This is a genomic window from Bacillus sp. LK2 (genome assembly GCF_001043575.1).
Lineage (GTDB): Bacteria > Bacillota > Bacilli > Bacillales > Bacillaceae_G > Bacillus_A > Bacillus_A paramycoides.
On record NZ_LDUK01000037.1, the window covers coordinates 14,632 to 39,206 of the forward strand.

Consider the following 24,575-nt stretch of genomic DNA (forward strand, 5'->3'; position numbering starts at 1 on the left):
TTAATCAGTGGGGGTTTTGTTCATCCCCCACTGATTATTAGCCCGCACCAATCGGGCGTTTACGGGGAGTTGATCTCCCACCTAACTTCTTTGCTCCAGCCGAATTTTGAGGTAGGAGTCTTACTGCCCGTTAATGCGGGATAAAGATGAAATCTAGCTCGAAAACTTTTTATGTTCCTATAGTAATCACGACATTACCCTTCTTACGTCCTGTTTCCACATACGTATGAGCCTCTGAAATCTTTTCTAATGGGTACGTTCTATCAATAACTGACTTTAGTTTTTCTACTTCGGTTAGCTTTTTTAGTAAAAGCATATCTTCTTTGCTCACTTTTGCCATCGTTCCATTGACTGACACGTATTTACCGTTAGGAGCTAGTGCTTTCTTACAATGCTGTTTTTGATGCTTCCCAACTGCATCAAATATAATATCGTAGCGTTCGCCTCGTTCAGTAAAATCCTCTTTCGTATAATCAATTGTGTTATCAGCCCCTAAAGACTTTACTAACTCAAAATTTGAATTACTACAAACAGCTGTAACAGTCGCGCCGAAATGTTTAGCAAGTTGCACAGCGGCGGTACCTACTGATCCGGAGGCACCATATATAAGTACCTGCTGTCCTTTTTTTATGTGCCCTTTTCCTAAAAAATGTAATGCTGAAGTTCCGCCGAAAGGAATAACTGCAGCTTCCTCATACGTCACATTGGTAGGTTTTAATGCTATCAATCCGCTTTCATGTACACATGTGTATTCAGCATAACCACCAACGTTAAGTCCTGTTAATGCAAAGATGTGATCTCCCTTTTTGAATTGAGTTACATCTGTTCCTACTTCCTCAATTTCACCAGATAACTCTACACCGAGTATAGACTTTCTCGGTTTTCTAAAGCCTAATACAATTCGCATAGGAATCCAAAATAAAAGTGGACTAGTAAAGCTTCGCATTCTACAATCTCCAGTAGTTACACTTGTTGCGTGAATCTTAACTAATACTTCATTCTTTTTAGGAGTAGGTTTCTTTACGTCTTGAAGTTTGAGAACGTTAGGTGGCCCGTATTTTGTGCAAATAATTGCTTTCATAGCGACCTCCTGAATTAAGTTATTTTCCTCTACATCATATTTAAATGTTTTTAAATCATGCTTATAGTTTCACTTCATAATAAGTAAAAGAAAGATAGTTCTTTTTTACAGTGTAGTATTTTCCTTTTAAGAAAGTAGGTACAATAAAAATAAAGAGAAGTACTAGTGAGGTTAGAATTTCAAACAAGGAGAGTGTCATTTGAAAAAAAGAAAGATAGCAGTTGTAATTGTAGCGTATACAGCGTTGCTCGCGACATCTATACATACATATAAAGAGCAATTGGATCATCCTATTATGAGCGATGTAGGGAAGTTGCTTCCAACAAAGATTAAACGTGTTGAAAATGCTGAGGATGAGAGTTCGTTAAAAAAGCTGGTGCAAGATGCAAATGTTTCTGGAGAGAAGATTTCCATTGCAGGTATGCAACATAGCCAGGGCGGACAGACGTATTATCCGAACGGTACGATGCTTGATATGAAAGGCTATAATGAAATATTAGAGTTTAATCCGGAGAAGAAGAGGATTAGGGTACAAAGCGGTGTGACATGGAATGACATTCAGAAGAAAATAAATCCATACGGCCTTGCGGTTCAGGTGATGCAATCTCAAAATATTTTTACTGTTGGCGGTTCGTTAAGTGTAAATGTACATGGGCGTGATATTCGTCATGAAGCATTGATTGATACAGTAGAGTCGTTCAGATTGTTAATGGCAGATGGTACAGTACGTAATGTAAGTAGAGAAGAAAATGCTGACTTGTTTCCGTATGTAATTGGGGGATATGGATTATTTGGTGTGATTTTAGATGTGACGCTCAAGTTAACGAATGATGAATTATATGAAACGCATACGAAGGTAATAGATTATAAGGAGTACTCTTCATATTTTAAGGAGAAGGTGAAAAAGGACGAGAATATACGGATGCATTTAGGACGTATTTCTGTGGCCTCGAATTCGTTCTTGAAAGAAATGTATGTGACAGATTATGTATTGGCAGAAGACCAACAGAAGCTGAAAGAGTACAGTAAATTAAAAGAGGAAAATATTATAGCTGCACCAAAATTTTTGCTTGGATTATCACGTTATAGTGATTGGGGAAAGAATGTATTTTGGGATATACAAAGAAGCTATTTTGAACGTACAGATGGTAAGTACGAAACTCGGAATAATGTAATGAGATCTGATAGTGCTTTTATGGAATACGATAACCCAAACTTGACCGAAGTTTTACAAGAGTACTTTGTACCAATAGATGGTTTTGCAGAGTATATAGATGATTTACGAAGTGTTTTAAATGAAGAAGAATTAAATCTTCTTAACATTACAATTCGCTACGTAGAAAAGAATGAGAATGCGGTGCTATCTTATGCGAAAGATGATATGTTTGCGCTTGTGCTTCTAATAAATCAAGGACGTTCTGAGGATGAAATAAAGAAAACAAAAGTGGTTATTCAGAAGATGATTGATGTTACTTTAAAGCATAATGGAAGTTATTATTTGCCGTATTATTCTTATCCGGCAAAGGAGCAGCTAAAGAAAGCGTATCCTCGCATAGAAGAATTCCTTCAGAAGAAGAGAGAAGTAGACCCGGGAGAAAGATTTGTGAATTTATTTTATAAGGAGTATAGCAAATGACATATAGAAGATTTGTAGCCTCACAAAGCATTATTATGATGGCTGGTAGTATGGTATTTCCGTTTTATATACTATTGCTTCGGAATGTTGGAAATAGTTTCTCGCAGTTTGGCTGGGCGTACGGCTTATTTGCTTTAACTTCGGCCCTAGTGTATCCATTAGTTGGGAGAATTTCCGATAGAGTAGGTGATAGAAAGTTATTAATTATATACGCTTGGTCTATGGCTATATTGATGCTTTGTTTCCCAATCGTAACAGAAGTTTGGCATGTGTATATTCTCCAAATTTTAATGGGTGTTCTAGGTGCTGTGCAGCGTAATACGGAGAAAACATCGTTAGCACGAAAGGTAGAACAGAAGAAAGCTGGATATGAAATTGGAAAATATCACGTGTGGACATCGATTGGAGGAGCAGTAGCAATTATCGCAACTGGCTATTTAGTGGATTTCTTTACGATTGGCACAATTTTTTATATTGCCTCAGTGTTGTATATGGTGAGTGGATTTGTGTTAAGTAGTAAAAAAGTATAATCATTCCCATTTTTACCTGATTCCCCTTTATTTGTTATACTTATGGAGAAGACAAAAGAAAAGGGGACATTGCCTTTGATGAAATTTTTAGTTTTAGCTATTCTCACTTTGTTTTTGATTCCATGGACAAGAAGCGGTAATAAACTTCGCACAGTGGATAAAGGGGGAGATGAGAAGGTTGTAAAGGGTAAGAAATCATCTATTTTAGTTATTCCAGTTTTATTTTGGATTGGTATTGCAATCTATGAATATGTTTGGTTAATTGATGATCGGGTAGATTCAATTCTTACTCATTATTCTGTTGCAGTAGCGATTTTGATTGGGATTGTCTTGTTTTCACAAGACAAGATAGGGAAATTAGAAGGTACTTTAAAGGGACTTCTAATGCTTGTATTACTCGTAAGTTACGGTTATTTTGGTTATTTACATGATATAGTAATCTCGCAAAAGAAATATGATTCTGTTGTGAAGGTAGAGAAAGATATTTCAGAGCCATTTACTGAAAATGATCAACCGTTTACAGTGCCGCCTAAAACAGCGGAAAATAAAATGAAAAAGGTATTTGGTGATATTCCGAAAGTAGCTTATTTTGAGCTAGGGGAATTAACACCACAAATGGTAAATGGTGAAGCCTTGTATGTAGCACCAATTGAAGTTTCAGGTTTCTTTAAAGCGCGTAAGGCAGGAACAATACCAGGTTACGTAACGATGTCAGGTACAAATCCTGATGCGGAAGCGAAATTACATCTTGGATATAAAATGAAGTATGTGCCAAGCATGTTTTTCGGTAATAAGTTAGAACGTGTCGTTCGAAAAGCAGAGCCAGATTTGATTTTTAAAGGAAAGCCAAAATTTGAAGTTGATGATAAAGGGAAACCGTATTATACAATGACGTACGGTGAGTTTATTTCAGGAAGATCAGGGTTTGAAGTAGAAGGCGTTGTCGTTGTTGATGCAGAAACAGGAGCTGTAAAACGATATGATAAAGGGAATGCACCTAAATTTGTTGATGGTGTATTAAATCATGAAACAGCATCTACGTTAAATACGTACTTCGGGAAGTATATTCACGGATTTTGGAATACGAAATTCTCACAAACTGACATGAAGATTCCGACTGAGTGGGGGACGAAAGAAGGAGTTACACCAATCTTCGGTAAGGATGGAACTCTATATTACTTTACTGATTTCACCTCTCCGAAAGAAGGAGTAGATTCTGCCCTCGGTTACTCATTAGTCGATGCACGTACAGGGAAGCTGTATTATTATAACGGAAAAGAAGTAAAGGGAATTATGGATGGTTCGGCTGCTACGGAAGTAGTGGATAATTCCTTTAAGAGAGAGAAATGGCATGGAACGATGCCGGTTATTTATAACGTATACGGTAAACCTTCTTGGATTGTACCGGTTATTGATGACGGGGGATTAGTACGTGCTCATACTGTTATATATGCTTCTAATGCAAAAGTATTTGCGACAGGTTCGACTCAAAAAGAAGCACTTGAGAATTATAAAAATGCGCTGAGCGGAAGTGGTGACTCATTTAGACCGACTTCAAATGGAAAAGAAGCGCAAAAAGAAGGTACTGTACAACGTGTATATAAAGAAAAATCAGGTGAAAATACGATTGTGTACGTACTGTTAGAGAATGAACAAAAAGTATTTATGATACCTGCGAAGAAATTCCCATATGCTATGTTTACAGAAGTGGGGGATCCAATTCAAATCACATATTTAGATACAGGAGAGGCGATGTCATCCGTATCTAAATTTACAAATAGCAATTTGAAAAAGTAAAGCGATAGAGATTCTATCGCTTTTTTTACATTATTAAACAGGAAAATACGGGATACTTGACGTATATTTATGTTGTAACTATAATTGTTACGATTCGACATTTATATGAAAGGGTGAATGGAAAAGGTGAATGGAGTTAATCACGAAGTATATAAACCTGTAAAGACAAATAGGTTATGGATGATTCTTGTATTAGGGACACTTACGGCAATTGGGCCATTATCTATTGATATGTACTTGCCCTCTTTACCAAAGTTAACGGATGATTTACAAACGGGAGCATCTCTCGCGCAGCTGACATTAACTGCATGTTTGCTTGGGCTTTCAGTAGGACAATTATTTGTTGGTTCAATTAGTGACATTTACGGAAGGCGCAAACCTCTTATTATCGCTCTTATTATTTATGTTGCTTCTTCCTTACTCTGTGCTGTAGCACCATCTATTTGGAGTTTAGTGCTTTTACGTTTCTTACAAGGTGCTTCAGGATCTGCTGGGATTGTTATATCACGTGCAATGGTACGTGATATGTATTCAGGTTCTGAAATGACGAAATTTTTCTCACTACTTATGTTAGTAAACGGAGCGGCACCTATTTTGGCACCGATTATTGGGGGACAATTATTACAGTTCACATCATGGCGCGGCGTTTTTATCGTTCTTGGAGCAATTAGTGTATTCATGCTAATATCAGCTACTTTCGTATTACGTGAAACATTACCTCCTGAAGAAAGAGAGACAGGTGGATTGTCAGGAACGTTGGCAACATACGGAAAGCTTCTGAAAGACCGTTTGTTTATGGGATATGCATTGTCGCAAGGATTAGTAACGGCTGCAATGTTTGCTTATATTTCTGGTTCACCATTTGTGTTGCAAAATATATACGGGGCATCACCGCAAGAGTTTAGTTTGTTCTTTGCGATTAACGGTATTGGTATTATTATTGCTAGCCAAATTACTGGCCGCTTAGCAGGGAAAGTTAATGAGAAAACTTTATTTGTTTTCGGTATTGTTATTGCGGCTGTTGGTGGTCTATCGTTACTACTTACAATCGTATTGGGAATAGGTCTAATTGGTGTTTTATGCTCGTTATTCCTTGTCGTATCAAGTGTTGGGGTTGTATCAACAACTGGCTTCTCGTTAGCGATGAGAAATCAAAAACAAGCAGCAGGAACAGCATCAGCCTTACTAGGTTTATTACAGTTCATTTCAGGAGCACTTGTTGCACCGTTAGTAGGTATTGGTGGAAGTAATACAGCATTGCCGATGGGTGTTGTTATTGCACTTTGTGAAGTGGGAGCTGTGTTATGTTATTTATTTATGGCGAAACGAAGTGAAAAGCAGTTTGAGCTGCAACAAAACAAAAATTTAGAGGCTTAATAAAAAGAGCTGATTCAAAGGAAAGATTTGAATCAGCTCTTTTTTTCATTTCTTTGAAATAGCTCATACATATTATTCATGATCGCATCATATAAGAAAGCAAGTTTATCCCATACCCAACGGTTACCATCGACCTCTTTCTCTCCGCAGTCGATAATATCGGTATGATCTGTAATTTTATATGCTTTTTCAACGATGATAGGGGCGATCTTCGGTATACGTGGAATTTCTTTTAAGACATCTGCAAAGTTTCCAATATAGACATGACCGATAATTTCGATTGTTAATGATTTATCAGATATATTGAGTACAGTATGAAATTGATTTGTATGTTGTTGTTTTAAATGTTGGGCTAGCTGAAATGGAGCATTCTTCTTTTTTAATAAGCGGCGAAGGCTCTCTGTATTTTCAATATGAAGTGATCTTTCGCGAATAAGGACGCGAATATCTTCTCCCATAAAAGGTATTGTATTGTACATAGATGATTCTCCTTAAAAACTTAACTGCGCTTACTATATGCATATGTAAGTCTAGCATGGTTTGTTCTCTATGTGTGCTTACAGTTTTGTAAGGTGGTGCAAAAGTTACTTGAATAAAGTGACGATACTGTGACAAAAATGTTGGTATATATATTAAGAAATCATCTTAAGTGCAAAATTTAGGATGTTCTCGGTATAATAAAACAAGTGGAGATAAGAGAAACTGTAATTTGTAGTAGATGTAGATAAAAGGAGAATAAGAGATGAAGAAGATTTTCGGTATTGCAATGCTTGGGAGTATGCTCCTTCTAGCGGGATGTAATGGAAATAAAGACACGAAAGATACGAAAGAACCGAAAGAAAAGGTAGAGCAATCTACTGAACAGACAGAAGATATGAAAGTGTATCGCGAGGTACATGAAAAGTATGATGTGAAGATGAACAAAGAAATTAATAAAGCGTTACAGTTATTTGAAGTGGCAAAAGAAAAGGGCGGTAAGGAAATAACTACTGCTAAATATAAGGAAGACGTGCAAAAGGTAACAACGGGCATGTTAGAAGATATTGATCATATGCGTAAAGAAATTCGTGTACCGAAGTCGAAAGAACAAGAACATGAATTATATGTTGGCTTCTTAAATGAGTCAGAACAAGCAATGAAAAAATTGCAGAAGTTAGCAGAAGAAGAAGACTCATCGCTAATTCGTGATATAGAAATTAATTTTTCAACAGCATCGACATACTATAAACGTTTTCAAACAGAAACGGAAAAGTAACCTTGCATGCGCAAGGTTATTTTTTCTTTTTACCATCTCCGTCTTCATCTTCGCATACTAATACTTTCTGCTCTTCGTGAAATTCTGAAATTGTTTGGTCGGTTCACTTTTAGATCCAATCACTAAACTAGATTTATATGCAGGTGATGGTCCGAATAACTGTGAAAAATGGCATAATAAGGAATTTGACGCTTTAGTAAAAGAAGCAGAAGTTGAACAAAATGAAGATAAACGCTTTGATTTATTGCACAAAGCAGAAGATATCATGTTTATAGATTCACCGTTAATCCCAATTATATTCCCTTCTGATTCCTACTTACAAAAAGGATCAGTACCGGGACTTCAATATTATGTTGGATCCAAGCCAGATTTAAGATATGCAAAAATAAAGAAGTAGGCAACCGCCTACTTCTTTATTTTACTTCTCTTTTATATTCTTTTTTCGTTCCATCAGAGAAGACAACTTTTAAATCGAATTTTTGATAGTCTTTATCAAGTTTGAATACATTTACTACTTGATCAATTACTTCTTGATCTGGTGTGTTTTTATCAAATTTTAATTCTTGTAGAAGAGGGCTTAATTTTGTAATAGCCTCGTCGCCTGTGAACTTTACATCTGTTTTATGGTCTTCAATTTTTGCTTCCATTTTTTTATCTGCTGCTACATTTTTATAATCAGCTTCGTAGTCTTTCTTCGTATCTTGATAGTCTGCTTTTAAATCAAATTCATTAAAGTTTAGCTTTAAATCTGCAGGAGCTTCATTCTTTGCCTCTTCTGTCGTCTTCTTATTAGAAGTTGTATCTTGTTTTGCAGGAGCTTTACATCCTGTTAATGCAGGTACTAGCATAAGAGCTAATAAAGCTGATAGTAAAATTCTCATCATAAATTCCTCCTTAATGTAACTTTGTTCTATACAAGTTTTTCCCAATTTCATGTAATTATGTATGTGTTGAAAATAAATTATTTTCTTCTAGCTTCAAGGATTAATCCGCAATTTAAATCAAAAAGGATTTGTATGTATATGGTAAATTGAAGTTGTGGGGAGGTACTGAAATGGATGAAGAGTATAAAGAGATGATAAAAAAAGCAATCGAATATATAGAGAATCATTTGCATGAAGAGCTTACGACAGAAAGAGTGGCATCTTACAGTGCAGTATCGATGTATCATTTTCATCGTATTTTTCAAAGTTATATCGGGATGAGTGTAACGGATTTGGCAGAAAGCTTTTATGAAACGCTTTTAGAAGAGCCGGCAAATCTGCAATTTGAAGAAGTAGAAAAATAAAAAGTAGGGAGAAAAGATATGCTCAAATGTGTGAAACTGATAAGTATTAGCTTAGTAGTATCCTCGTGCATTATGGGAATCAACTATTTAATTAGTTATCTTTGGTCAGGACATATACCTTCTTTGATATGGAAAACATATTTGATGTTTATATTTATTATGAGTTTTAGTTCAATACAAAAAGAGAGCTGACAATCGTCCTTTTTGTCTTCTTATTATTAAAACAAATGCTTATCACTGTATTTGGAAATACAGGTATACTCTCCGAGATTATTTCCCGCAACATACGCAGCAAATGGTTATTATACAATAATATTCGACGGAGTTAGTTTAGAGAAAGATATTATTTCATTATTGTTTATTATTTTAGTTACACAACTGGTAGTAGTAATTGTTATATGTAAAAAAGGTATCCTTCATATGGATACCTTTTTTACTAGGTTTTATTATTTTGCAACTTCTGTCCATTTGTAGTTAAACTCACCGCCGAAGTCAGTTGTTACAAGTCCTTTAATAAATCCGCGTTGTAGGTAAGAGCGACCTTGTTGATATAAAGGAGCAACAGCACCATCTTGTAATAAGATTTTTTCAGCTTGTTTCATTGCCTCCCAACGAGCTTTTTCATCACCAGCTAAATCTGTTTCTATGAATTTATTTTTCGATTTTTGCCCACTTGAAGTTTAACTGGCCTGCAAAGTCAACTTGCACAATTCCTTTTACATAAGAACGTTCAAGATAAGATTCTCCTTTTTGATAGAGAGGAGCGATAACAGAGTCTTTAAATAATATTTTCTCTGATGCTAGTAATGCTTCAAAGCGGGCTTTTTCATCACCAGCTAAAGTAGTTTTGACTTTCTCAATTGTGTCATCAAACTCTTTATTAGAGTAATGATCTAAATTGTAAGGATTATTTGTTGTAAATAGTTCAAGGAATGTAATTGAATCAGCAAAGTCAGGGCTCCAACCGTCAATTCCAATTTCATATTCACCTTTCAATAATAATGAAACCTGCTGCTTACGCGGCTGAGGTTTTATATTAATCGTTAAGCCATCTAGGTTTTTTTCTAATTGTCCTTTTAAAAATTCCCCTGTTTTCTTCTCAAGGTCACCATCACTTGTTAATAGTTCTAATGTTATTTTTTCAGATCCAAGTTCTTGTTTTGCCTTTTTCCATAATTCTTGTGCAGATTTTGTATCGATTTTTGTTAAATCGCCGTTTGCAGCACGGAAGTCTGTTCCATCGGGACCTTTTGCAAAATTTTTCGGAATGAGACTATAAGCTGGTATAGAGCCATCATTTAATAACGTATTTACAAAGGATTTCCGGTCAATTGTTTGAGCAATTGCTTGACGTGCAGAGACGTTTTGAAGTACTTTGTTTTGTTGATTCATACGTAAAAATTGTACACCTACGTTTGGACGTTCTTTAAAGTTTCCATCCTTTTTATACTTATCAACGAAATCAGATGTTAATTTTATGCGGTCTAATTGTTTCGATTCGAATAAATTTACTTCCGTTGATTTTTCTTTCACAACGTTGAAATTGATTTCTTCGAGTTTGACATTATCTTTATCCCAATAAGTAGGGTTTTTCTTAAATTTAAAGCTTTGTTCATGCTTCCAATCGCTTAGTGTAAAAGCTCCGTTGTACAAGATTTTATTATCTTCTAAAGCATACTTATCACCTTGTGATTTAAAGAATTCCTCGTTGATTGGTAGAAATGTTGGGAACGCCGTTAAGCTAATAAAGTATGGAACAGGACGCTCTAATTCTACTTCAAACGTATGGTCATCAACTGCTTTTACACCAAGTTGATCGGCTGGAAGCTCTTTGCTGTTAATTTTTTTAGCGTTTTTAATATCAAAGAATAAAAAAGCATATTCAGAAGCTGTTGCTGGATCGACAGCTCTTTGCCAAGCGAAGACAAAATCTTTCGCTGTTACAGGTGTGCCGTTCGACCATTTTGAATCTCGTAAATGGAATGTGTATTTCGTTTTATCACCACTTACTTCATGAGATTTTGCAACACCAGGAACAGGTTTATTACCTTCACCAAGATTATATAAACCTTCAAATACGTTTCTCATTACTTGACCAGAATCAGTATCAGTAGCACGAGCCGTATCCATTGTTCGAATCTCGGTAGGGGAAGATAAGTTTAAAACTTGCTTACTAGGTGCCTCATCTTTTGCATTTGCTCCGCTCGCTTCGTTTTTATAACTACCGCAACCAGTTAATAAAATACTTACTCCTACAACTGATGCAATACCGGGTACAAACTTCTTTTTCATTTGATTTTCCTCCTAAATAATTAATAAGATTGGATGATGATGAGGGAATGAAAAATAAAAAATCCCTCTTTTCGTATTGAGAAAGAGGGATTTTTACGTACAAGTTATGCACCCGTATATAAACGAAGTCCCTCATTCTATCTTTCAAGCATAAAGCTTGCAGGAAGTGGCACAGTATTCAAAATGAACCTGTTGCCGAGGTTTCAAAGGGCCAGTCCCTCCACCTCTCTTGATACAATGAGTAAACAAATTGACTATATTCATTTTTTTGTTTCTTTGATAATTCAAAATCTTACACCTTAGAGAATGAGGTGTCAATTGAATGTAAAATAGTTTAAATTTTCAGTTTTTAAAAAAGAACCACTGCATATGTACAGTGGTTCTCCTATTTAGAAGTTAAAGTTATCTGGGTCTGGACCAACGCGATGATTTTCATTTAAAGCTTGAATTGCTTTCATATCATCAGTGCTTAATTCGAAATCAAAGATATTCGCATTTTCAATAATACGGTGTTCTTTAATAGACTTAGGAATTGTTACAACTTCATTTTGTAGATCCCAACGTAAAATCACTTGTGCAGTTGATTTGTTATATTTTGCAGCAATTTCTTGTAATGTTAGATTATCCAGTAGTTGTCCCTGCATTAATGGTGACCAAGCTTCAAGCTGAATGCCATGCTCTTTACAGAAAGTATGCAATTCTTCTTGCGCTAAACGTGGATGGTATTCTACTTGGTTAACCATTGGCTTAATTTCTGCAATTTCAAATACGTCTTGCAGGTGGTGAATATGGAAATTACTCACACCGATAGCACGAACACGACCATCTTTATAAAGCTTCTCTAAAGCTTTCCATGATTCAGTGTACTTTCCTTTTACAGGCCAATGTACTAAGTATAAATCTAAATATTCTAGACCTAATTTTTCTAATGTAGTTTCAAATGCTTGTAATGTTGACTCGTAACCTTGATCACTATTCCACACTTTTGAAGTGATGAATAGTTCTTCACGAGGGATGCCAGATTCGCGAATTGCTTGACCAACGCCTTCTTCATTTTTATATATGGCAGCAGTATCGATGCTACGGTATCCATTTTTTATAGCTGCTTTTACAGAATCAATTACTTCTGTACCGTCTTCTACTTTAAAAACACCTAAACCGAGCCAAGGCATTTTCACGCCATTATGTAATGTTGTGTAGTCGTTTAAACTTGTTAAAGTCATATTAATTCCCCCTAGCTTTTTTATTGGTTGCTTCTAACGCTTGTTGAATGACCTCTGAAAAATTATTTTCATATAGAACTTTTAAGCCTTCGGCGGTTGAACCTCCAGGTGTCGTTACTTGTTCGCGGAGCACAGCTGGATCCTGATTTTGCTGGAGCATAGCGGCAGAGCCAACAATCATTTGAATGACAAGGTGTTTCGCTGTTTCCTCATCAATTCCATAGCTTTTCGTTGCTTCAATTAACCCTTCAGCAAAGTGGTAGAGAAAAGCAGGTGCACTACCAGTAACTGCGGTAAGTTGGTGAACTTCCTCTTCGGTACAAGATTGCGAGGTACCGATGCCTTTTAAAAGAAGTTGTAACGTTTCTTGATGTGTTTCATCTACGGAATGTCCCGTCGTATATAAGGAGATAGACTTTCCGATTTCAGCAGCTGTATTTGGCATAATCCAAGCAACAGGTGTCCCTTGAGGAAGCCTTTCTTCTAAATAAGATGGTCCAATTCCAGCAGCAACTGTTACAACGAATTGATCAGTTAAAATAGGAGATAACTCCTTTAATAACTGTTCATGTGCAGCAGGTGGCATTGCTAAAACAATCGTATCAACAGATGTAATATGCTGCTTCCAATCCGTTGTAATCGATATATCATATTGAGTTTGTAATTGCGTTAGTTTTTCTACATTGCTCCGGTTGGAAACGATAATTTCTTCGATGTATTCTTTACTTGTCTTGAGTAATCCGGAAAATATAGCTTCTGCCATACGACCGGCACCAATAAATAAAATTCGATGTTTAGTTGGCATATCCTTTATTCCTTTCTAGTGGAGATATGTTATAAAAAACGATACCATCTTTAAGAGGATTTTGTAAAAAGAAAAGACTTATAGCGAAAAGAATGAAGTTGGAGAGAGGAGGAATGATACAAAAAGGTTATAAAGATTATTATATTTTAAAAATAGTTGTAATTAAAAATCCCTGAAGTAGTTATACTTCAGGGATTAATAGAATATAAGTCTATGATTTCGTCATACCAAGTAATACAGCGCCGCCGATAATTAAAACACTACCTAGTGCAATAAAGATCAATTGACGTTTTGTTTTCTTTTCACCTAAGAAGACAATCGCACCAAATGTTGAGATAACGATTCCAGTTTGAGATAATGGGAAGCTTGTTGCTACTCCGACACGTGGTAGTGAAAGAAGTAAGAATAAGTTTCCTGTTCCCCATAGTAAACCAGATAAAGCATTACGAATTGCGTATTTGTTAAATGGTTTATGTTTAGATGTCAGTACAACTGCACCAACAAACATACCAACTGCCTGTGGTAAAATAGCAGACCAACCATCAATGTTATACCAACGAATAATAATTACATATACAAGATAGCCGAAAGTAGAAACAATTAAAGTAAGAAGTCCCTTTTTCAATTGTCCTGGTGGCTGTGCATTTTCTTTATCATCTAGTGATGTGAATACAACACCAACTACGATTAATAGGATTGCAATCGTTCCCAGAACAATCGTTGTAGTAGTAGTCCACTCACGAAAAGCGATAACTCCAAAGATAGAAGTTGCAACAAGTTGCATACCAGTGGAAATAGTTACAGTAGTTGAAACACCTAGTTTTTCAACTGTTTTTAATTGGTTTACTTGTCCTAAAGCCCAGAATAAACCTGAAATAAAACCAACAATCAAGATTGTCATTGTTAAAGCTGGTTGAGTAAATACATACATAATTGTTGCGAAGAATAGAGCACCGATTGTCATACCTACCGTTTGGCTATATGCACCACCGCCCATTTTTACGCTTACTAATAAGATGTTTCCCCATGCGATTGCAGGAAGAAGCGCTAATAAAATGTCCATTACAAGACTCCCTTCGGTTTTCTATACCAATATAATTACATATCGTTCTAACGATCGGTAATGCCCCACTAATAGAGTAGAAGATTACCGATCGCTAAAACAGGATGAAGAACTTACGATATAAATGCGTTTTCATTTCTTCATTTTTTGAAACACCTCCATATAATAACAGGAAATTGACTATTTTAGAAAGTAAATTCAAATAGAATGTATATTTTAATAAAAAATAAGATTCAGTTATTTTATAGCGATATATTTTATTTCTTAGGAAATAAAGAAGCAGCCTTTGTCGAAAGCTGCTTTAGGAAGTGGTAATTCGCTTATTAATGAGTTGAATACATAATAAAAATAGAAGTGACATGCTAATCGTTATGATGACAAGTGTCCAAGCGAGTTGCATATTACTTGCATCGATAGCCATATAAATTGCCGTTGGAATCGTTTGTGTTTTGCCAGGTATATTTCCTGCAAACATTAAAGTGGCACCAAATTCACCGAGTGCGCGAACAAAGCTTAAAATCATACCGCTAAGTAGTGCGGGGAATGCAAGCGGGAGTGTAACGTGTAGAAAAACTTGATACTCACTTGCACCAAGGTCGCGCGCGCCATCTTCAATTTGTACATTTGCGATAGAAAATCCTGTTTTTGCTGATTGATACATGAGCGGAAATGCAACGACTGTAGAAGCAATGATAGCAGCAGTAGATGTAAACATAATGGACTGCTGAAATAATGATTCAATCCACTTTCCAATGGGACTGTTATTTCCAAAAATGATAATGAGAAAAAAGCCGATAACAGTTGGTGGAAGTACCATCGGTAATAAAAAGATGGTTTCTAGTAGTACTTTATATCGCCACAAGGAGCGTGCTAACGCCCGTCCAATAATCGTTCCCAAAATCGTAACGATAACGGTGGCGCATGCAGCTACTCGTAAGGATAGAAAGACAGGTGACAAAATTGTATCAAAGCTCATAGTAATTATGGCAGGATTGTAAATCCATATTTCTTAAAGATAGATTGTGCATCTTTTGACTGCAAATATTCATAGAATGAAGTCGCCTCTTTCTTATGCTTAGATTCCTTTATAACACCTAAAGGATAGTGGATGGGCTCATGAGAATCAGCTGCTGCCGCTTCTCCAATTTTTACTTTGTCTGAAACGAGAGCGTCTGTTTTGTATACGATACCGGCATCAACATTACCTGTTTCTACATATGTTAACACTTGGCGAACATCTTTTGTAAATACGATTTTATTTTGAACGTCATTCCAAAGATTTTCATGTGTGAGAGAAGCTTTTGCATATTTTCCTGCAGGTACAGATTCGGGTGTACCGAGTGCTAATTTTTTGATTTTCTCATCTTTTAAATCTTGAAATTTTGTAAGAGAACTATTTTTTGGAACGACTAGAACCAGTTCGTTTCCAAGAAGATTTTTTCCTTCTTTTTCATTAATGAATCCTTTTTTAACGAGGGTTTGGAATTTATCTTCTGCTGCAGAGAAGAATAAATCAGCAGGCGCACCTTGTTCAATTTGTTGTTGAAGTGCACCGGAAGCACCGAAGTTAAAAGAAAGCTTAATAGTTGGTTCTTTCTCTTTATATTGCTTTTCAATTTCTTTTAATGCATCTTGTAAACTTGCAGCAGCTGATATAGTAAGCTCTACTGTTTTTCCTTCTTTAGCAACTGATCTTTCTTTCTTTTCTCCGCTTGAACAAGCTGCACTGAATATAAGAAGAAAAGAAAGTATAAGTACCCCAATGGATCGTAATGTGAATTTGTTCATAAAAAAATCCCCTTTCGTTTACCATATTAATTATAACTAATTATATTTAATTATAAATAGTTATAATTGAACATATTTAGAAATGTGTGATTGTTTTTAAAAACTAGGAGAAATATTCTTTTCTTTGTTACAATGAAGGGAGAAAGTGAGGAATCGTCTATGGATCATCATTCCTACACAACGGAAGAAGTAGCAAAGCGATTAAAAGTATCAAAATTAACTGTATACGACTTAATTAAAAAGGGCGAACTCCCTTCTTATAGGGTTGGTAGACAAATGCGCATTGATGCAGCGGATCTAGAACAATATATAAAGCTAATGAAAACAGGTAAGGTACAAGTTACTCCTGTAAAGAAGGATGAAATTAGTAGTTCGAATACAAGCATCATTAGTGGTCAAGAACTAACGTTAGATATGTTGGCAAAACATATAGAAAATCGTTTGCCAAATTCTAATATATTAAGGGCGTATCAAGGTAGTTTAACGAGTTTAGTGAAGATGTACCAAGGAGAAGGAAGCGTCGTTAGTTTGCATTTGTTTGATGGCGAAACGGGTACATATAATGTTCCTTACGTAAAACGTATTTTAGTTGGACAACCATGTATTATGATTAATTTATTAGCAAGAAATGTTGGATTTTATGTGCAAAAGGGAAATCCCAAAAATATAAAAACATGGGCTGATTTATCTCAGTCATCTATACGATTTGTAAATCGAGAAAAAGGTTCTGGTATTAGGGTATTAGTGGATGAGCAATTGCGAATTCAAAAATTAAATAAAGAAGATATTAGCGGATATGAATGGGTAGAATCAAATCACCTTGGTGTTGCCTCGCAAGTTGCGAACGGAAAGGCTGATGTTGGAGTAGGATCAGAAAAGTTTTCGCAAATTGTAAACGTAGACTTTATTCCGATAAGGAAAGAACAGTATGATTTAGTACTTCTGAAGAATAAAGAAAATGAGGAACTTATTGAGGTTATGAAAGAAGTTTTGCAATCTGAAGAGTTTCATAATGAATTAAAAGCAATTGGTGGATATGATATAAGCAAAACAGGCCAAATTATATATGAAACAAACTAAAAAGCTGCTTGTCTATAAGACGAGCAGCTTTTTCTATATATAAAGGGGGTTGGGGAAACAAATTGTTAAACGAGACTTTGAGCAAGTGCGTAAATGAAAGCCGTAAGAAGAGCTGCTCCACTTGCAAGTCCGATAAAGTCTGATTTGTTAAAGGTAATATTGTTCATCATAATCTCTCCTTATTTGTTTAATGTAGTTGCAACAGCTTTTGCATCGACAAGTGCGGATAGCACCATGCCCATTATGTTAAAAAATTTGTTTGATTTCATTTTGTTCATCATGTGTATCCGCTCCTTTTCGAATTGTTGTTGCCCTGCTTTCTGTCTTAATTATATGAAATATAGGTAGTTGAAACTATCGAATTAGCTTACGAGAGGATTACACTTTTGTAAGAAAAAAAGACATTCGTGTAAGAATGTCTTTTAAAGCATATTGATATGATGGTGCTCCGTAATTGTTTTTAAAAAGCTACGCATCGAATTGGTCATGTAGCTATCTTTACGGCGTATGAAAACAGTTGAAATACTGCCGTATTTTTCGGGAATTGGATGGCAATGTACTTTACCTGCTGTAGAAAGGTGCTGCACCGCAGATTGGGGGACAAGTGTAATCCCAAGACCGAGCGCCACACTATTTAATATTGTTTCTAATATGTTAAATTCCATAATCCTTTTTGGCAGCAAACCTTCATCTTTAAGCCATCGTTCTAGCTTGGAACGGTATCCACATCCTTGATTAAAAACGAGTAGGGGCGTCGTAGTAAATTCTTCTATATGAAAAGCTTTATTTTGTGTAATAAGCATTAATTTCTCGGTACTAACATCGTATTGTTCAATTAGTGGATGTTTAATAGGACCTGATATAAAGGCACCATCTAATTGATGATCGAGTACTTCTCTAATAAGTTCTTCCGTTAGACCAGCTTGTAATGATAAATCGACATTTGGGTAGCTTTTATAGTAAGAAGATAAGATGGTAGGCAATGTACTGACTGTTTCGACTGTACCGATTTTTAATATACCAGATGGTGTTTCACTGTCTAAAAATACTTGTTTTAGCTCTTCAACATCTTGCAAAATTTTATTAACATAAACAAGCATTTTTCTTCCTTCAGCTGTTAAAGTCATGCCTCGTTTATGGCGATAAAAGAGCGGTGTTTTTAATTCGTTTTCTAACTGTTTAATACGTGCTGTTACATTTGATTGTACGTAATTTAATTCTTTTGCAGCGCCACTTACACTACCGCGATCAGCAACGCTCTGGAAGATTTGTAAGTCTCGTAATTCCATTTTATGCTCCTCCTTGATGTTAACTATCATTATAAATGATAGTTAACATCATTTTGAATCATTTTACGTGATATATTTTTTCTTTTACAATTCTCTTTGTGCAAAAAGAAAGAAGCGGGGGATTGTGGTGAGAAAAGGTCAAATGATAATAGGTGCTTTAGCATGTTTAATTGCGAGTATGTCATGGGGAGCGATGTTTTGCATAATAAATTCTCCTTACTTGTTTAATGTAGAAGCAACAGATTTTGCATCGATAAGAGCGGATAATACCATGCCCATTGTATTTAAGAAATTGTTCGTTTTCATTTTGTTCATCATATAGATCCGCTCCTTTTCAAATGGTTGTTGTTACTTTCTGACCTAATTGTATAAGATATTGAAGGGAGTCACTATCGAATTAGCTTACAAGAAAATTACACTTTTGTAAGAATTGAAATTTAACAATAAATACTTATTTTTATTACCAACTCCTAAAACTTAGTGTTATAATCGTTATAAGAAAATGATTATACTTCGGATATTCAGAAAGGAACGAAACAAATGTATAAACCAATTACATTTTCGTTGAAATATATATTTAAAATGGCTGGGAAGGTAGAAGTACAAGGGAGAGAGAAATTACCGGAAGGTGGTCCTTACGTTGTTGCTTGCACACATACAAGTTTTATGGATGTTCTAATGTTAGCGGCAGGAATGTATCCAACCCAAATTCATTACATGGCAAAAAAAGAATTGTTTGAAGGTAAATTCAAAAATTGGTTTTTTAAAAATGTAAATGCATTCCCCGTAGATCGTGCGAATCCAGGGCCAAGTACACTAAAAATCCCCTCTCGTTTATTAAAAGAAGGAAAAGTAGTAGGGATTTTTCCAAGTGGGACGAGGTCATCAGAAGACGTTTCATTAAAAGCGGGTGCTGTTACGATTGCAATGCGTTCTAACGTCCCGTTAGTACCAGCAGCTTATATTGGTCCATCGAGTGTAAAAGAATTGATAAAAGGAAAAAAAGCGCGATTAGTTTTTGGGGACCCAATTCAAATCGATGCTGGAGAACAAGTGGATCGAAAAACAGCTATGAAAATGATGACAGATCAATTAAATGAAAAGTTTGAAGAACTAAAGGGAATTTTGCAGACAAATTAAAAATAAGAAAAGACGACCGGGCATAGACGGTCGTCTTTTCTATTACTATTTATATAAAGGGGAAAGGGGACACAAAATTATATAAGCGTAGCAGCGTAAATGAAAGCAGTAAGAAGAATCGAGCCGCTAGCTAGTCCTAAAAAATCTAATTTGTTAAAAGTCATGTTATTCATTGTGAATTCTCCTTACTTGTTTAATGTAGAAGCAACAGATTTTGCATCGATAAGAGTGGATAATATCATGCCCATTGTATTTAAGAAATTGTTCGTTTTCATTTTGTTCATCATATAAATCCGCTCCTTTTCAAATGGTTGTTGCCCTGTTTCTGACTTAATTGTATGAAATATTACGGAGAGTCACTATCGAATTAGCTTACAGGAAAATTACACTTTTGTAAGAAAAACGAATGGAGGTGTAATGATTAGAAGATTTGACATATGTTCATGGGATTCATTAAGTTAAAAGTAGAGGTGAGTGTATGGCTAATATTAAAGATATTGCAAAGATGGCTGGGGTTTCAGTTACGACTGTTTCAAGGGTGTTAAATGATCATCCATATGTAAGCGAAGAAAAAAGGAAAGTTGTTTTAGAAATAGTTGAGAAATTGAATTACTCACAAAATGCAAATGCTGTCCATTTATCAAAAGGGAAAACGAATATTGTTGGTGTGATTTTACCTTATATTAATCACCCATGTTTTGATGCGATGGTGGGTGGAATGATGGAGGTCGCATTGGCTCGCAATTATCGAGTGCTTCTTTGCCAAACGAATTACAGCAAAAAAGAAGAAATGAAAAGTTTACATATGTTGAAAACAAAGCAATTAGATGGTCTTATTATTTGTTCGCGTGCAAATGATTGGGAAACGATCGAGCCCTATGCTTCTTATGGGACAATTATTGCCTGTGAAGATAATGATATTCCGAATATCTCAAGTGTATATACAAATCATTCGGCAGCTTTTCAATTAGGAATGAATTATCTTATTGAGAAAAGTTATAAAAAAATTGGTTATTGCACGGGAAGAAAGTTAGGGCCGAGTAGTCAAAAGCGTTTTGATGTTTATAAACAGCAATTGCAATCCATAGATGGGGAAGTCATTGAAGAATGGATTTTTACAGAATGCTTTACATTGGAAGATGGTGTAAGAGTGGCTCATAGGTTAAAGGAGATGAAGAGTCGCCCTGAAGCATTAATAGTAGCAGGAGATGAAGTTGCTATTGGAATCATGACAGAAGTTGAAAAGTTAGGTATAAAAGTTCCTGAAGATTTAGCGATTATTGGCTTTGATAATCAGCCGATCTCACAAGTGCTACAATTAACAACTATTGATCAAAATTTAAAGGAGATAGGTAAAACAGCTTTTGAAATGTTTTATCGGCAAGTGAGCGACGAGAGTTCTAAACAAGAAAAGGTGGAAATTCCGTATGAACTTGTGGAACGCTCAACCGTTTAGCTGGAATCCGTTATGTGTATAATCGCATAACGGATTATTTTTTTGAAATGCCTTTGACAGGAAACGCGTTTCATACTTTATAAAAGAGTTAAACCGGTCTGTAATAATCCATGGATTCTTTTCAAGTGTTTAAAACAATGAATAGAATTTGGAGGAATATGCATGAATGAGCTTTTATCGAGTATGAAAAAATATGTAGAGGATGACGAAAAGATTTTAGCTTTTGTGGTAGGGATATTTGAGAAGGATGATTTCACTTTAGCCTACCGACATGGGATTTTCGCAGCCACTACTAGACGTCTCCTTTTTTACGGGAAATTTTCGTGCTATCCTGCAATAATTGAAGAGTATTCGTATTTGCATATAGATGGCATAGATTTCCGTCCATGTTTCGAATTTACTTGTAATCATGAAATGGTTAGAGCTAAGTATATTCAGAAGGGGAACGTGGAGCGATTTGTTCGTACAGTTAGAGTAAATATGAATAATTAATCACCCCCTTGTTTAAACATAATGTCGTGGTCGTTATGGGGAAAAACGCGTAATAAAAACCACTTCTAAACCTCTAGGAGATAGTGATACAATGTCAAATGGGGGGAGGTATGAACTATGGTTAATCAACGTGTGAAGGAAATCGCATTAATTACAATTGGTTCATTACTATTTGCAATTGGTATTAATTACTTCGCAATTCCAAACCGTTTATCAGAAGGCGGAATCATCGGTCTAACGGTTGTTACTTATTATTTATTTGATTGGTCACCAGGAATTGTAAATTTTGGTTTGAATGCAATTTTATTAGCTGTAGGTTATAAATTTTTTGATAAGAAAACGATGGTTTACACAATTATAGGTATTGTGGAAACATCTTTGTTTTTATATGCTACAGAGCACATTCAGTATCAAGTAAATGGTGATACATTATTAGCAGCTTTATTTGCTGGTGTATTTGTAGGTATCGGATTAGGATGTATGTTCAAAGCTGGAGGTACATCAGGAGGATCAGCAATTTTAGCACGGTTAGCAAACCAATATTTAGGTTGGAGCGTTGGGAAAGGTGTGCTTATTATTGATATCGTTGTAATTGCTGGTTCTGTATTTATAATAGGACAAGAAAAGGCAATGTATACACTTGTTGCTGTATTCATCGGAGCGAAAGTGATTGATTTCATTGTAGAAGGTATGGATACAAAAACGGCTGTTACGATTATTTCGAATCAACCAGACTTAATTCGCGAGACCATTACGAACAACATGACACGCGGTGTTACTGTATTAGAGGGGCGCGGCGGATATACTGGTAAAAATAAAGAAGTATTGTATGTTGTTATTAATAAGCAAGAGCTTGTTAAGTTAAAGCAAGTTATTAGTCGAGTCGATGAAGATGCCTTCGTTGTCATTCACGATGTACGCGATGTACTTGGCGGTGGCTTTAAAGCGAGTTAGAAGATGAGCGAGAAAATTCGTTCATCTTTTTTTTATTCTTACAAAAATGTAAGGGGAATGTAAGGGGATTGAATGGTAGACTCATTTCCTGCTCTTTAGAATGGATGTATAAGTATCCTGCAGAGGAGGAAGATCAATATTATGAAGAAAAAAATGATTACTACTGTAATAGCGATGATAGCGATAGTGGTATTGTTATTACCTACGAAACTTGGACCAGTTATTGATAAATATAATCCGCTTTATACGACGAAAGAGTACTATACAATTGTAAATACGATTGGTCAGCACGTTGGTGATGAATGGTATGAATATGAATTTATTGCATTTGATGAACGTGGAAGAGAACAAAAAATAAAGAAAACAGTGAAACATATGTTAAAGACAGACGAGGCGTTAAGAGTTTTTGCAAAAGGCCGCTATGGTGAGTCGATTGAAGAGATTGAGACTGCAAGCATTCCAATAAATGCGAAGAGCAAGCTTTTGGCGATGAGATAGCAAAATATACCCCCATCTATTTTTTGTCGAAAGGTAAAATACTAGGTGGGGGTATATTGTTGTGCATAAAAAAATGCCCTAGTTCATATAAACTAGGGCATTTTTTATATAAAGGGGAAGGGGACACACTGAAGTAGCATAAGTGAAAGATATAAGAAGAGTAGGCTACTAGCAATGTAATTTGGTTATGTGAGTGCTCTTCTTATTTGGTTCGCTTTCTAACTTTATTTTACGAAATATACGTAAGAAGAACTATCGAATTACATTACACATATCTTACAAACATGTAAGCCTCCTGTAATGTAATTCGATAGTTAGATGTTAGTAAACTAAATATAATGTAAATATAAAGTTTTAATTTTTTACTTTCTGTTTTGTAATGTTAATGAAGAACGAAAAACCAACTAACTTTGAATAGCCTTCATCTTAGCTTAAGATGAGGCCCTTTTTTAAACCTTACAATATTGTAAGGTTTACGTAAGTTAATTCGATAGTAATTTTGTCATATTTTTTGCATAATAGATACAAATAGATAAAATAATTAGGGATATAGTAAGAAGGGAGAAGAAAGGGATGCGTAAAGAAGAAGTAGTGAAGTTTCCAATTAAAGATTTCTGTAGCTACTTTACTGTTGCCGTAGTGTGTATTGGATTATTTGATATAATAACAAACTTAGTTGTTAAATAATATAGATGAAAAACAAGAAGGGAGATCCTTTCTTGTTTTTTTTTATGGGGGCATAAAGATGAAATGGATTGATAGTCATATACATGTTGATCAATACAAAGATGAAGAGAAAAGCAAATTACTTAAAGATGTGGAGAATAGTAAAGAGATAAAGGGGCTTGTTGCAGTATCTATGAATTATCAATCATGTAAGGAAATTTTATCATTAGCAAAGAAATATTCATTTATACACCCAGTGATAGGATTTCATCCGGAGCAACCGATTCATAAAGAAGAATGTGAGCACATATTTAAATTAATTGAAGCTCATGTTGAGGAAATCGTTGCGATTGGTGAAGTGGGACTCCCATATTATTTAAGGAAAGAAGATAAAAGTATTGCTATACATTCATACATAGCCGTATTAAAAAGATTTATAGAACTAGTTAGTGAGCATGATTTACCGATTGTATTACACGCAGTTTATGAAGATGCTGACATTGTATGTGATTTACTTGAAAAATATAAGATTTCACGTGCGCACTTCCATTGGTTTAAGGGAAGTGAAGAAACGATGAAACGGATGATGAGAAATGGTTATTATATTTCTATCACACCGGATGTTTTACATAAGGAGAAAATTAGAAAAATCGTTTCGTATTATCCACTTGAATATATGATGGTAGAAACAGATGGACCGTGGGAATTTCAGGAGGATACGATGACACATCCTTATATGATAAAAGATGTATTACAAGAAATTAGTATAATAAAAAAAATATCAGTAGAGAAAGTTACTGAGCAAATATATGAGAATACGGTGCAATTTTATAGAGTTAGTGAGTCATAATAAAAAAACACCAAG

General features: G+C 35.3%; 24 protein-coding genes, 6 pseudogenes and 1 riboswitch. Of the genes and pseudogenes, 16 read left to right on the forward strand and 14 right to left on the reverse strand.

Translation table 11 applies throughout. The features are described from left to right. Positions 1-169 precede the first annotated feature (169 nt). Entirely contained in the window at positions 170-1,081 is a 912-nt protein-coding gene (locus VK90_RS19780; RefSeq protein ID WP_048374628.1) for an NAD(P)-dependent alcohol dehydrogenase, read from the reverse strand. A 199-nt stretch (positions 1,082-1,280) separates the two neighbouring features. Between VK90_RS19780 and VK90_RS19785 the strand changes: the two genes are divergently transcribed. From VK90_RS19785 to VK90_RS19800, 4 genes are all read left to right on the forward strand, one after another. After that, positions 1,281-2,717 carry an FAD-binding oxidoreductase gene (locus tag VK90_RS19785; RefSeq protein WP_048374630.1) on the forward strand — a complete coding sequence of 479 codons (1,437 nt, stop codon included), beginning with the start codon at positions 1,281-1,283 and terminating at the stop codon, positions 2,715-2,717. Beyond that, positions 2,714-3,247, forward strand: a complete 534-nt coding sequence (locus tag VK90_RS19790; RefSeq protein WP_002175405.1) for an MFS transporter — start codon at positions 2,714-2,716, stop codon at positions 3,245-3,247. The genes VK90_RS19785 and VK90_RS19790 overlap by 4 nt, the downstream gene beginning before the upstream one ends. A 78-nt stretch (positions 3,248-3,325) precedes the next feature. Then, entirely contained in the window at positions 3,326-5,044 is a 1,719-nt protein-coding gene (locus tag VK90_RS19795) for a DUF3981 domain-containing protein (protein WP_048374632.1), read from the forward strand. Positions 5,045-5,161: 117 nt separating this feature from the next. Then, complete coding sequence (locus VK90_RS19800; RefSeq protein ID WP_048374634.1) at positions 5,162-6,421, forward strand: multidrug effflux MFS transporter; 1,260 nt, start codon at positions 5,162-5,164, stop codon at positions 6,419-6,421. A 32-nt stretch (positions 6,422-6,453) separates the two neighbouring features. Here VK90_RS19800 and VK90_RS19805 read toward each other — a convergent pair whose 3' ends face one another. After that, positions 6,454-6,900 carry a hypothetical protein gene (locus tag VK90_RS19805; protein ID WP_048374636.1) on the reverse strand — a complete coding sequence of 149 codons (447 nt, stop codon included), beginning with the start codon at positions 6,898-6,900 and terminating at the stop codon, positions 6,454-6,456. A gap of 263 nt (positions 6,901-7,163) precedes the next feature. Between VK90_RS19805 and VK90_RS19810 the strand changes: the two genes are divergently transcribed. Then, a complete protein-coding gene (locus VK90_RS19810; protein WP_002175401.1) occupies positions 7,164-7,676 on the forward strand; it encodes a hypothetical protein in 513 nt (170 codons plus the stop codon). 16 nt (positions 7,677-7,692) lie between these two features. On the opposite strand, the pseudogene VK90_RS31450 reads toward VK90_RS19810, so the two are convergent. Beyond that, positions 7,693-7,779 (reverse strand): annotated as a pseudogene (locus VK90_RS31450) (DUF3951 domain-containing protein); the annotation flags it as partial. Between VK90_RS31450 and VK90_RS19815 the strand changes: the two are divergent. Continuing rightward, positions 7,777-8,073, forward strand: a pseudogene (locus VK90_RS19815) (peptide ABC transporter substrate-binding protein); the annotation flags it as partial. The pseudogenes VK90_RS31450 and VK90_RS19815 overlap by 3 nt on opposite strands. 16 nt (positions 8,074-8,089) lie before the next feature. Here the strand turns inward: VK90_RS19815 and VK90_RS19820 are convergent. After that, positions 8,090-8,557 (reverse strand): YusW family protein, encoded by a 468-nt coding sequence (locus tag VK90_RS19820; protein ID WP_025151059.1) that lies wholly within the window; start codon positions 8,555-8,557, stop codon positions 8,090-8,092. A 173-nt stretch (positions 8,558-8,730) separates the two neighbouring features. Here VK90_RS19820 and VK90_RS19825 point away from each other — a divergent pair. Together VK90_RS19825 and VK90_RS30820 are read left to right on the forward strand one after the other, a co-directional pair. Then, positions 8,731-8,892 (forward strand): annotated as a pseudogene (locus VK90_RS19825) (AraC family transcriptional regulator); the annotation flags it as partial. A 260-nt stretch (positions 8,893-9,152) separates the two neighbouring features. Beyond that, positions 9,153-9,438, forward strand: a pseudogene (locus tag VK90_RS30820) (hypothetical protein). On the opposite strand, the pseudogene VK90_RS29055 reads toward VK90_RS30820, so the two are convergent. The 7 genes and pseudogenes from VK90_RS29055 to modA all read right to left on the reverse strand — a co-directional run. Beyond that, positions 9,411-9,611, reverse strand: a pseudogene (locus tag VK90_RS29055) (peptide ABC transporter substrate-binding protein); the annotation flags it as partial. The pseudogenes VK90_RS30820 and VK90_RS29055 overlap by 28 nt on opposite strands. A gap of 4 nt (positions 9,612-9,615) precedes the next feature. After that, entirely contained in the window at positions 9,616-11,256 is a 1,641-nt protein-coding gene (locus VK90_RS19830) for a peptide ABC transporter substrate-binding protein (protein WP_048374640.1), read from the reverse strand. Between the two features lie 134 nt (positions 11,257-11,390). Next, positions 11,391-11,495, reverse strand: a riboswitch (SAM riboswitch). A 150-nt stretch (positions 11,496-11,645) separates the two neighbouring features. Beyond that, positions 11,646-12,479 carry an aldo/keto reductase gene (locus VK90_RS19835; RefSeq protein ID WP_048374642.1) on the reverse strand — a complete coding sequence of 278 codons (834 nt, stop codon included), beginning with the start codon at positions 12,477-12,479 and terminating at the stop codon, positions 11,646-11,648. Position 12,480: 1 nt separating this feature from the next. Continuing rightward, positions 12,481-13,284: a pyrroline-5-carboxylate reductase gene (proC, locus tag VK90_RS19840; RefSeq protein ID WP_048374644.1), complete on the reverse strand. Its 804-nt coding sequence runs from the start codon at positions 13,282-13,284 to the stop codon at positions 12,481-12,483. A 211-nt stretch (positions 13,285-13,495) separates the two neighbouring features. Next, the gene (locus tag VK90_RS19845; RefSeq protein WP_002175392.1) at positions 13,496-14,347 is read right to left on the reverse strand and encodes a GRP family sugar transporter; all 852 of its coding nucleotides are present in this window, start codon (positions 14,345-14,347) and stop codon (positions 13,496-13,498) included. A 301-nt stretch (positions 14,348-14,648) separates the two neighbouring features. Then, positions 14,649-15,323 (reverse strand): molybdate ABC transporter permease subunit, encoded by a 675-nt coding sequence (modB, locus tag VK90_RS19850; RefSeq protein ID WP_048374646.1) that lies wholly within the window; start codon positions 15,321-15,323, stop codon positions 14,649-14,651. 5 nt (positions 15,324-15,328) lie between these two features. Beyond that, positions 15,329-16,135: a molybdate ABC transporter substrate-binding protein gene (modA, locus tag VK90_RS19855; protein ID WP_048374648.1), complete on the reverse strand. Its 807-nt coding sequence runs from the start codon at positions 16,133-16,135 to the stop codon at positions 15,329-15,331. Positions 16,136-16,267: 132 nt separating this feature from the next. Between modA and VK90_RS19860 the strand changes: the two genes are divergently transcribed. Beyond that, entirely contained in the window at positions 16,268-17,215 is a 948-nt protein-coding gene (locus VK90_RS19860; RefSeq protein WP_048374649.1) for a substrate-binding domain-containing protein, read from the forward strand. A 65-nt stretch (positions 17,216-17,280) separates the two neighbouring features. On the opposite strand, the gene VK90_RS29060 is transcribed toward VK90_RS19860, so the two are convergent. Both VK90_RS29060 and VK90_RS19865 read right to left on the reverse strand, forming a co-directional pair. Beyond that, positions 17,281-17,382, reverse strand: a complete 102-nt coding sequence (locus VK90_RS29060; RefSeq protein ID WP_016103331.1) for a DUF3948 family protein — start codon at positions 17,380-17,382, stop codon at positions 17,281-17,283. A 255-nt stretch (positions 17,383-17,637) separates the two neighbouring features. Further along, on the reverse strand, positions 17,638-18,504 hold the full coding sequence (locus VK90_RS19865; protein ID WP_048374651.1) for a LysR family transcriptional regulator: 867 nt from the start codon (positions 18,502-18,504) through the stop codon (positions 17,638-17,640). A 67-nt stretch (positions 18,505-18,571) separates the two neighbouring features. Here VK90_RS19865 and VK90_RS30825 point away from each other — a divergent pair. Together VK90_RS30825 and VK90_RS19875 are read left to right on the forward strand one after the other, a co-directional pair. Next, positions 18,572-18,703 (forward strand): annotated as a pseudogene (locus VK90_RS30825) (EamA family transporter); the annotation flags it as partial. Between the two features lie 341 nt (positions 18,704-19,044). Next, on the forward strand, positions 19,045-19,644 hold the full coding sequence (locus VK90_RS19875; RefSeq protein WP_002175384.1) for a lysophospholipid acyltransferase family protein: 600 nt from the start codon (positions 19,045-19,047) through the stop codon (positions 19,642-19,644). A 77-nt stretch (positions 19,645-19,721) separates the two neighbouring features. Here VK90_RS19875 and VK90_RS29940 read toward each other — a convergent pair whose 3' ends face one another. Next, complete coding sequence (locus VK90_RS29940; RefSeq protein ID WP_002124767.1) at positions 19,722-19,817, reverse strand: DUF3948 family protein; 96 nt, start codon at positions 19,815-19,817, stop codon at positions 19,722-19,724. A 305-nt stretch (positions 19,818-20,122) separates the two neighbouring features. On the opposite strand from VK90_RS29940, the gene VK90_RS19880 reads away from it, so the two are divergent. From VK90_RS19880 to VK90_RS19905, 5 genes are all read left to right on the forward strand, one after another. Further along, positions 20,123-21,100, forward strand: coding sequence for a LacI family DNA-binding transcriptional regulator (locus tag VK90_RS19880; protein WP_048374655.1), 978 nt, complete (start codon positions 20,123-20,125; stop codon positions 21,098-21,100). Between the two features lie 162 nt (positions 21,101-21,262). Then, complete coding sequence (locus VK90_RS19885; protein ID WP_048374657.1) at positions 21,263-21,592, forward strand: PH domain-containing protein; 330 nt, start codon at positions 21,263-21,265, stop codon at positions 21,590-21,592. Positions 21,593-21,709: 117 nt separating this feature from the next. Next, the gene (locus tag VK90_RS19890; RefSeq protein ID WP_048374659.1) at positions 21,710-22,546 is read left to right on the forward strand and encodes a YitT family protein; all 837 of its coding nucleotides are present in this window, start codon (positions 21,710-21,712) and stop codon (positions 22,544-22,546) included. A 141-nt stretch (positions 22,547-22,687) separates the two neighbouring features. Further along, positions 22,688-23,044: a YxeA family protein gene (locus VK90_RS19895; RefSeq protein WP_048374661.1), complete on the forward strand. Its 357-nt coding sequence runs from the start codon at positions 22,688-22,690 to the stop codon at positions 23,042-23,044. A 745-nt stretch (positions 23,045-23,789) separates the two neighbouring features. Then, positions 23,790-24,560: a TatD family hydrolase gene (locus VK90_RS19905; RefSeq protein WP_048374664.1), complete on the forward strand. Its 771-nt coding sequence runs from the start codon at positions 23,790-23,792 to the stop codon at positions 24,558-24,560. Positions 24,561-24,575 lie beyond the last annotated feature (15 nt).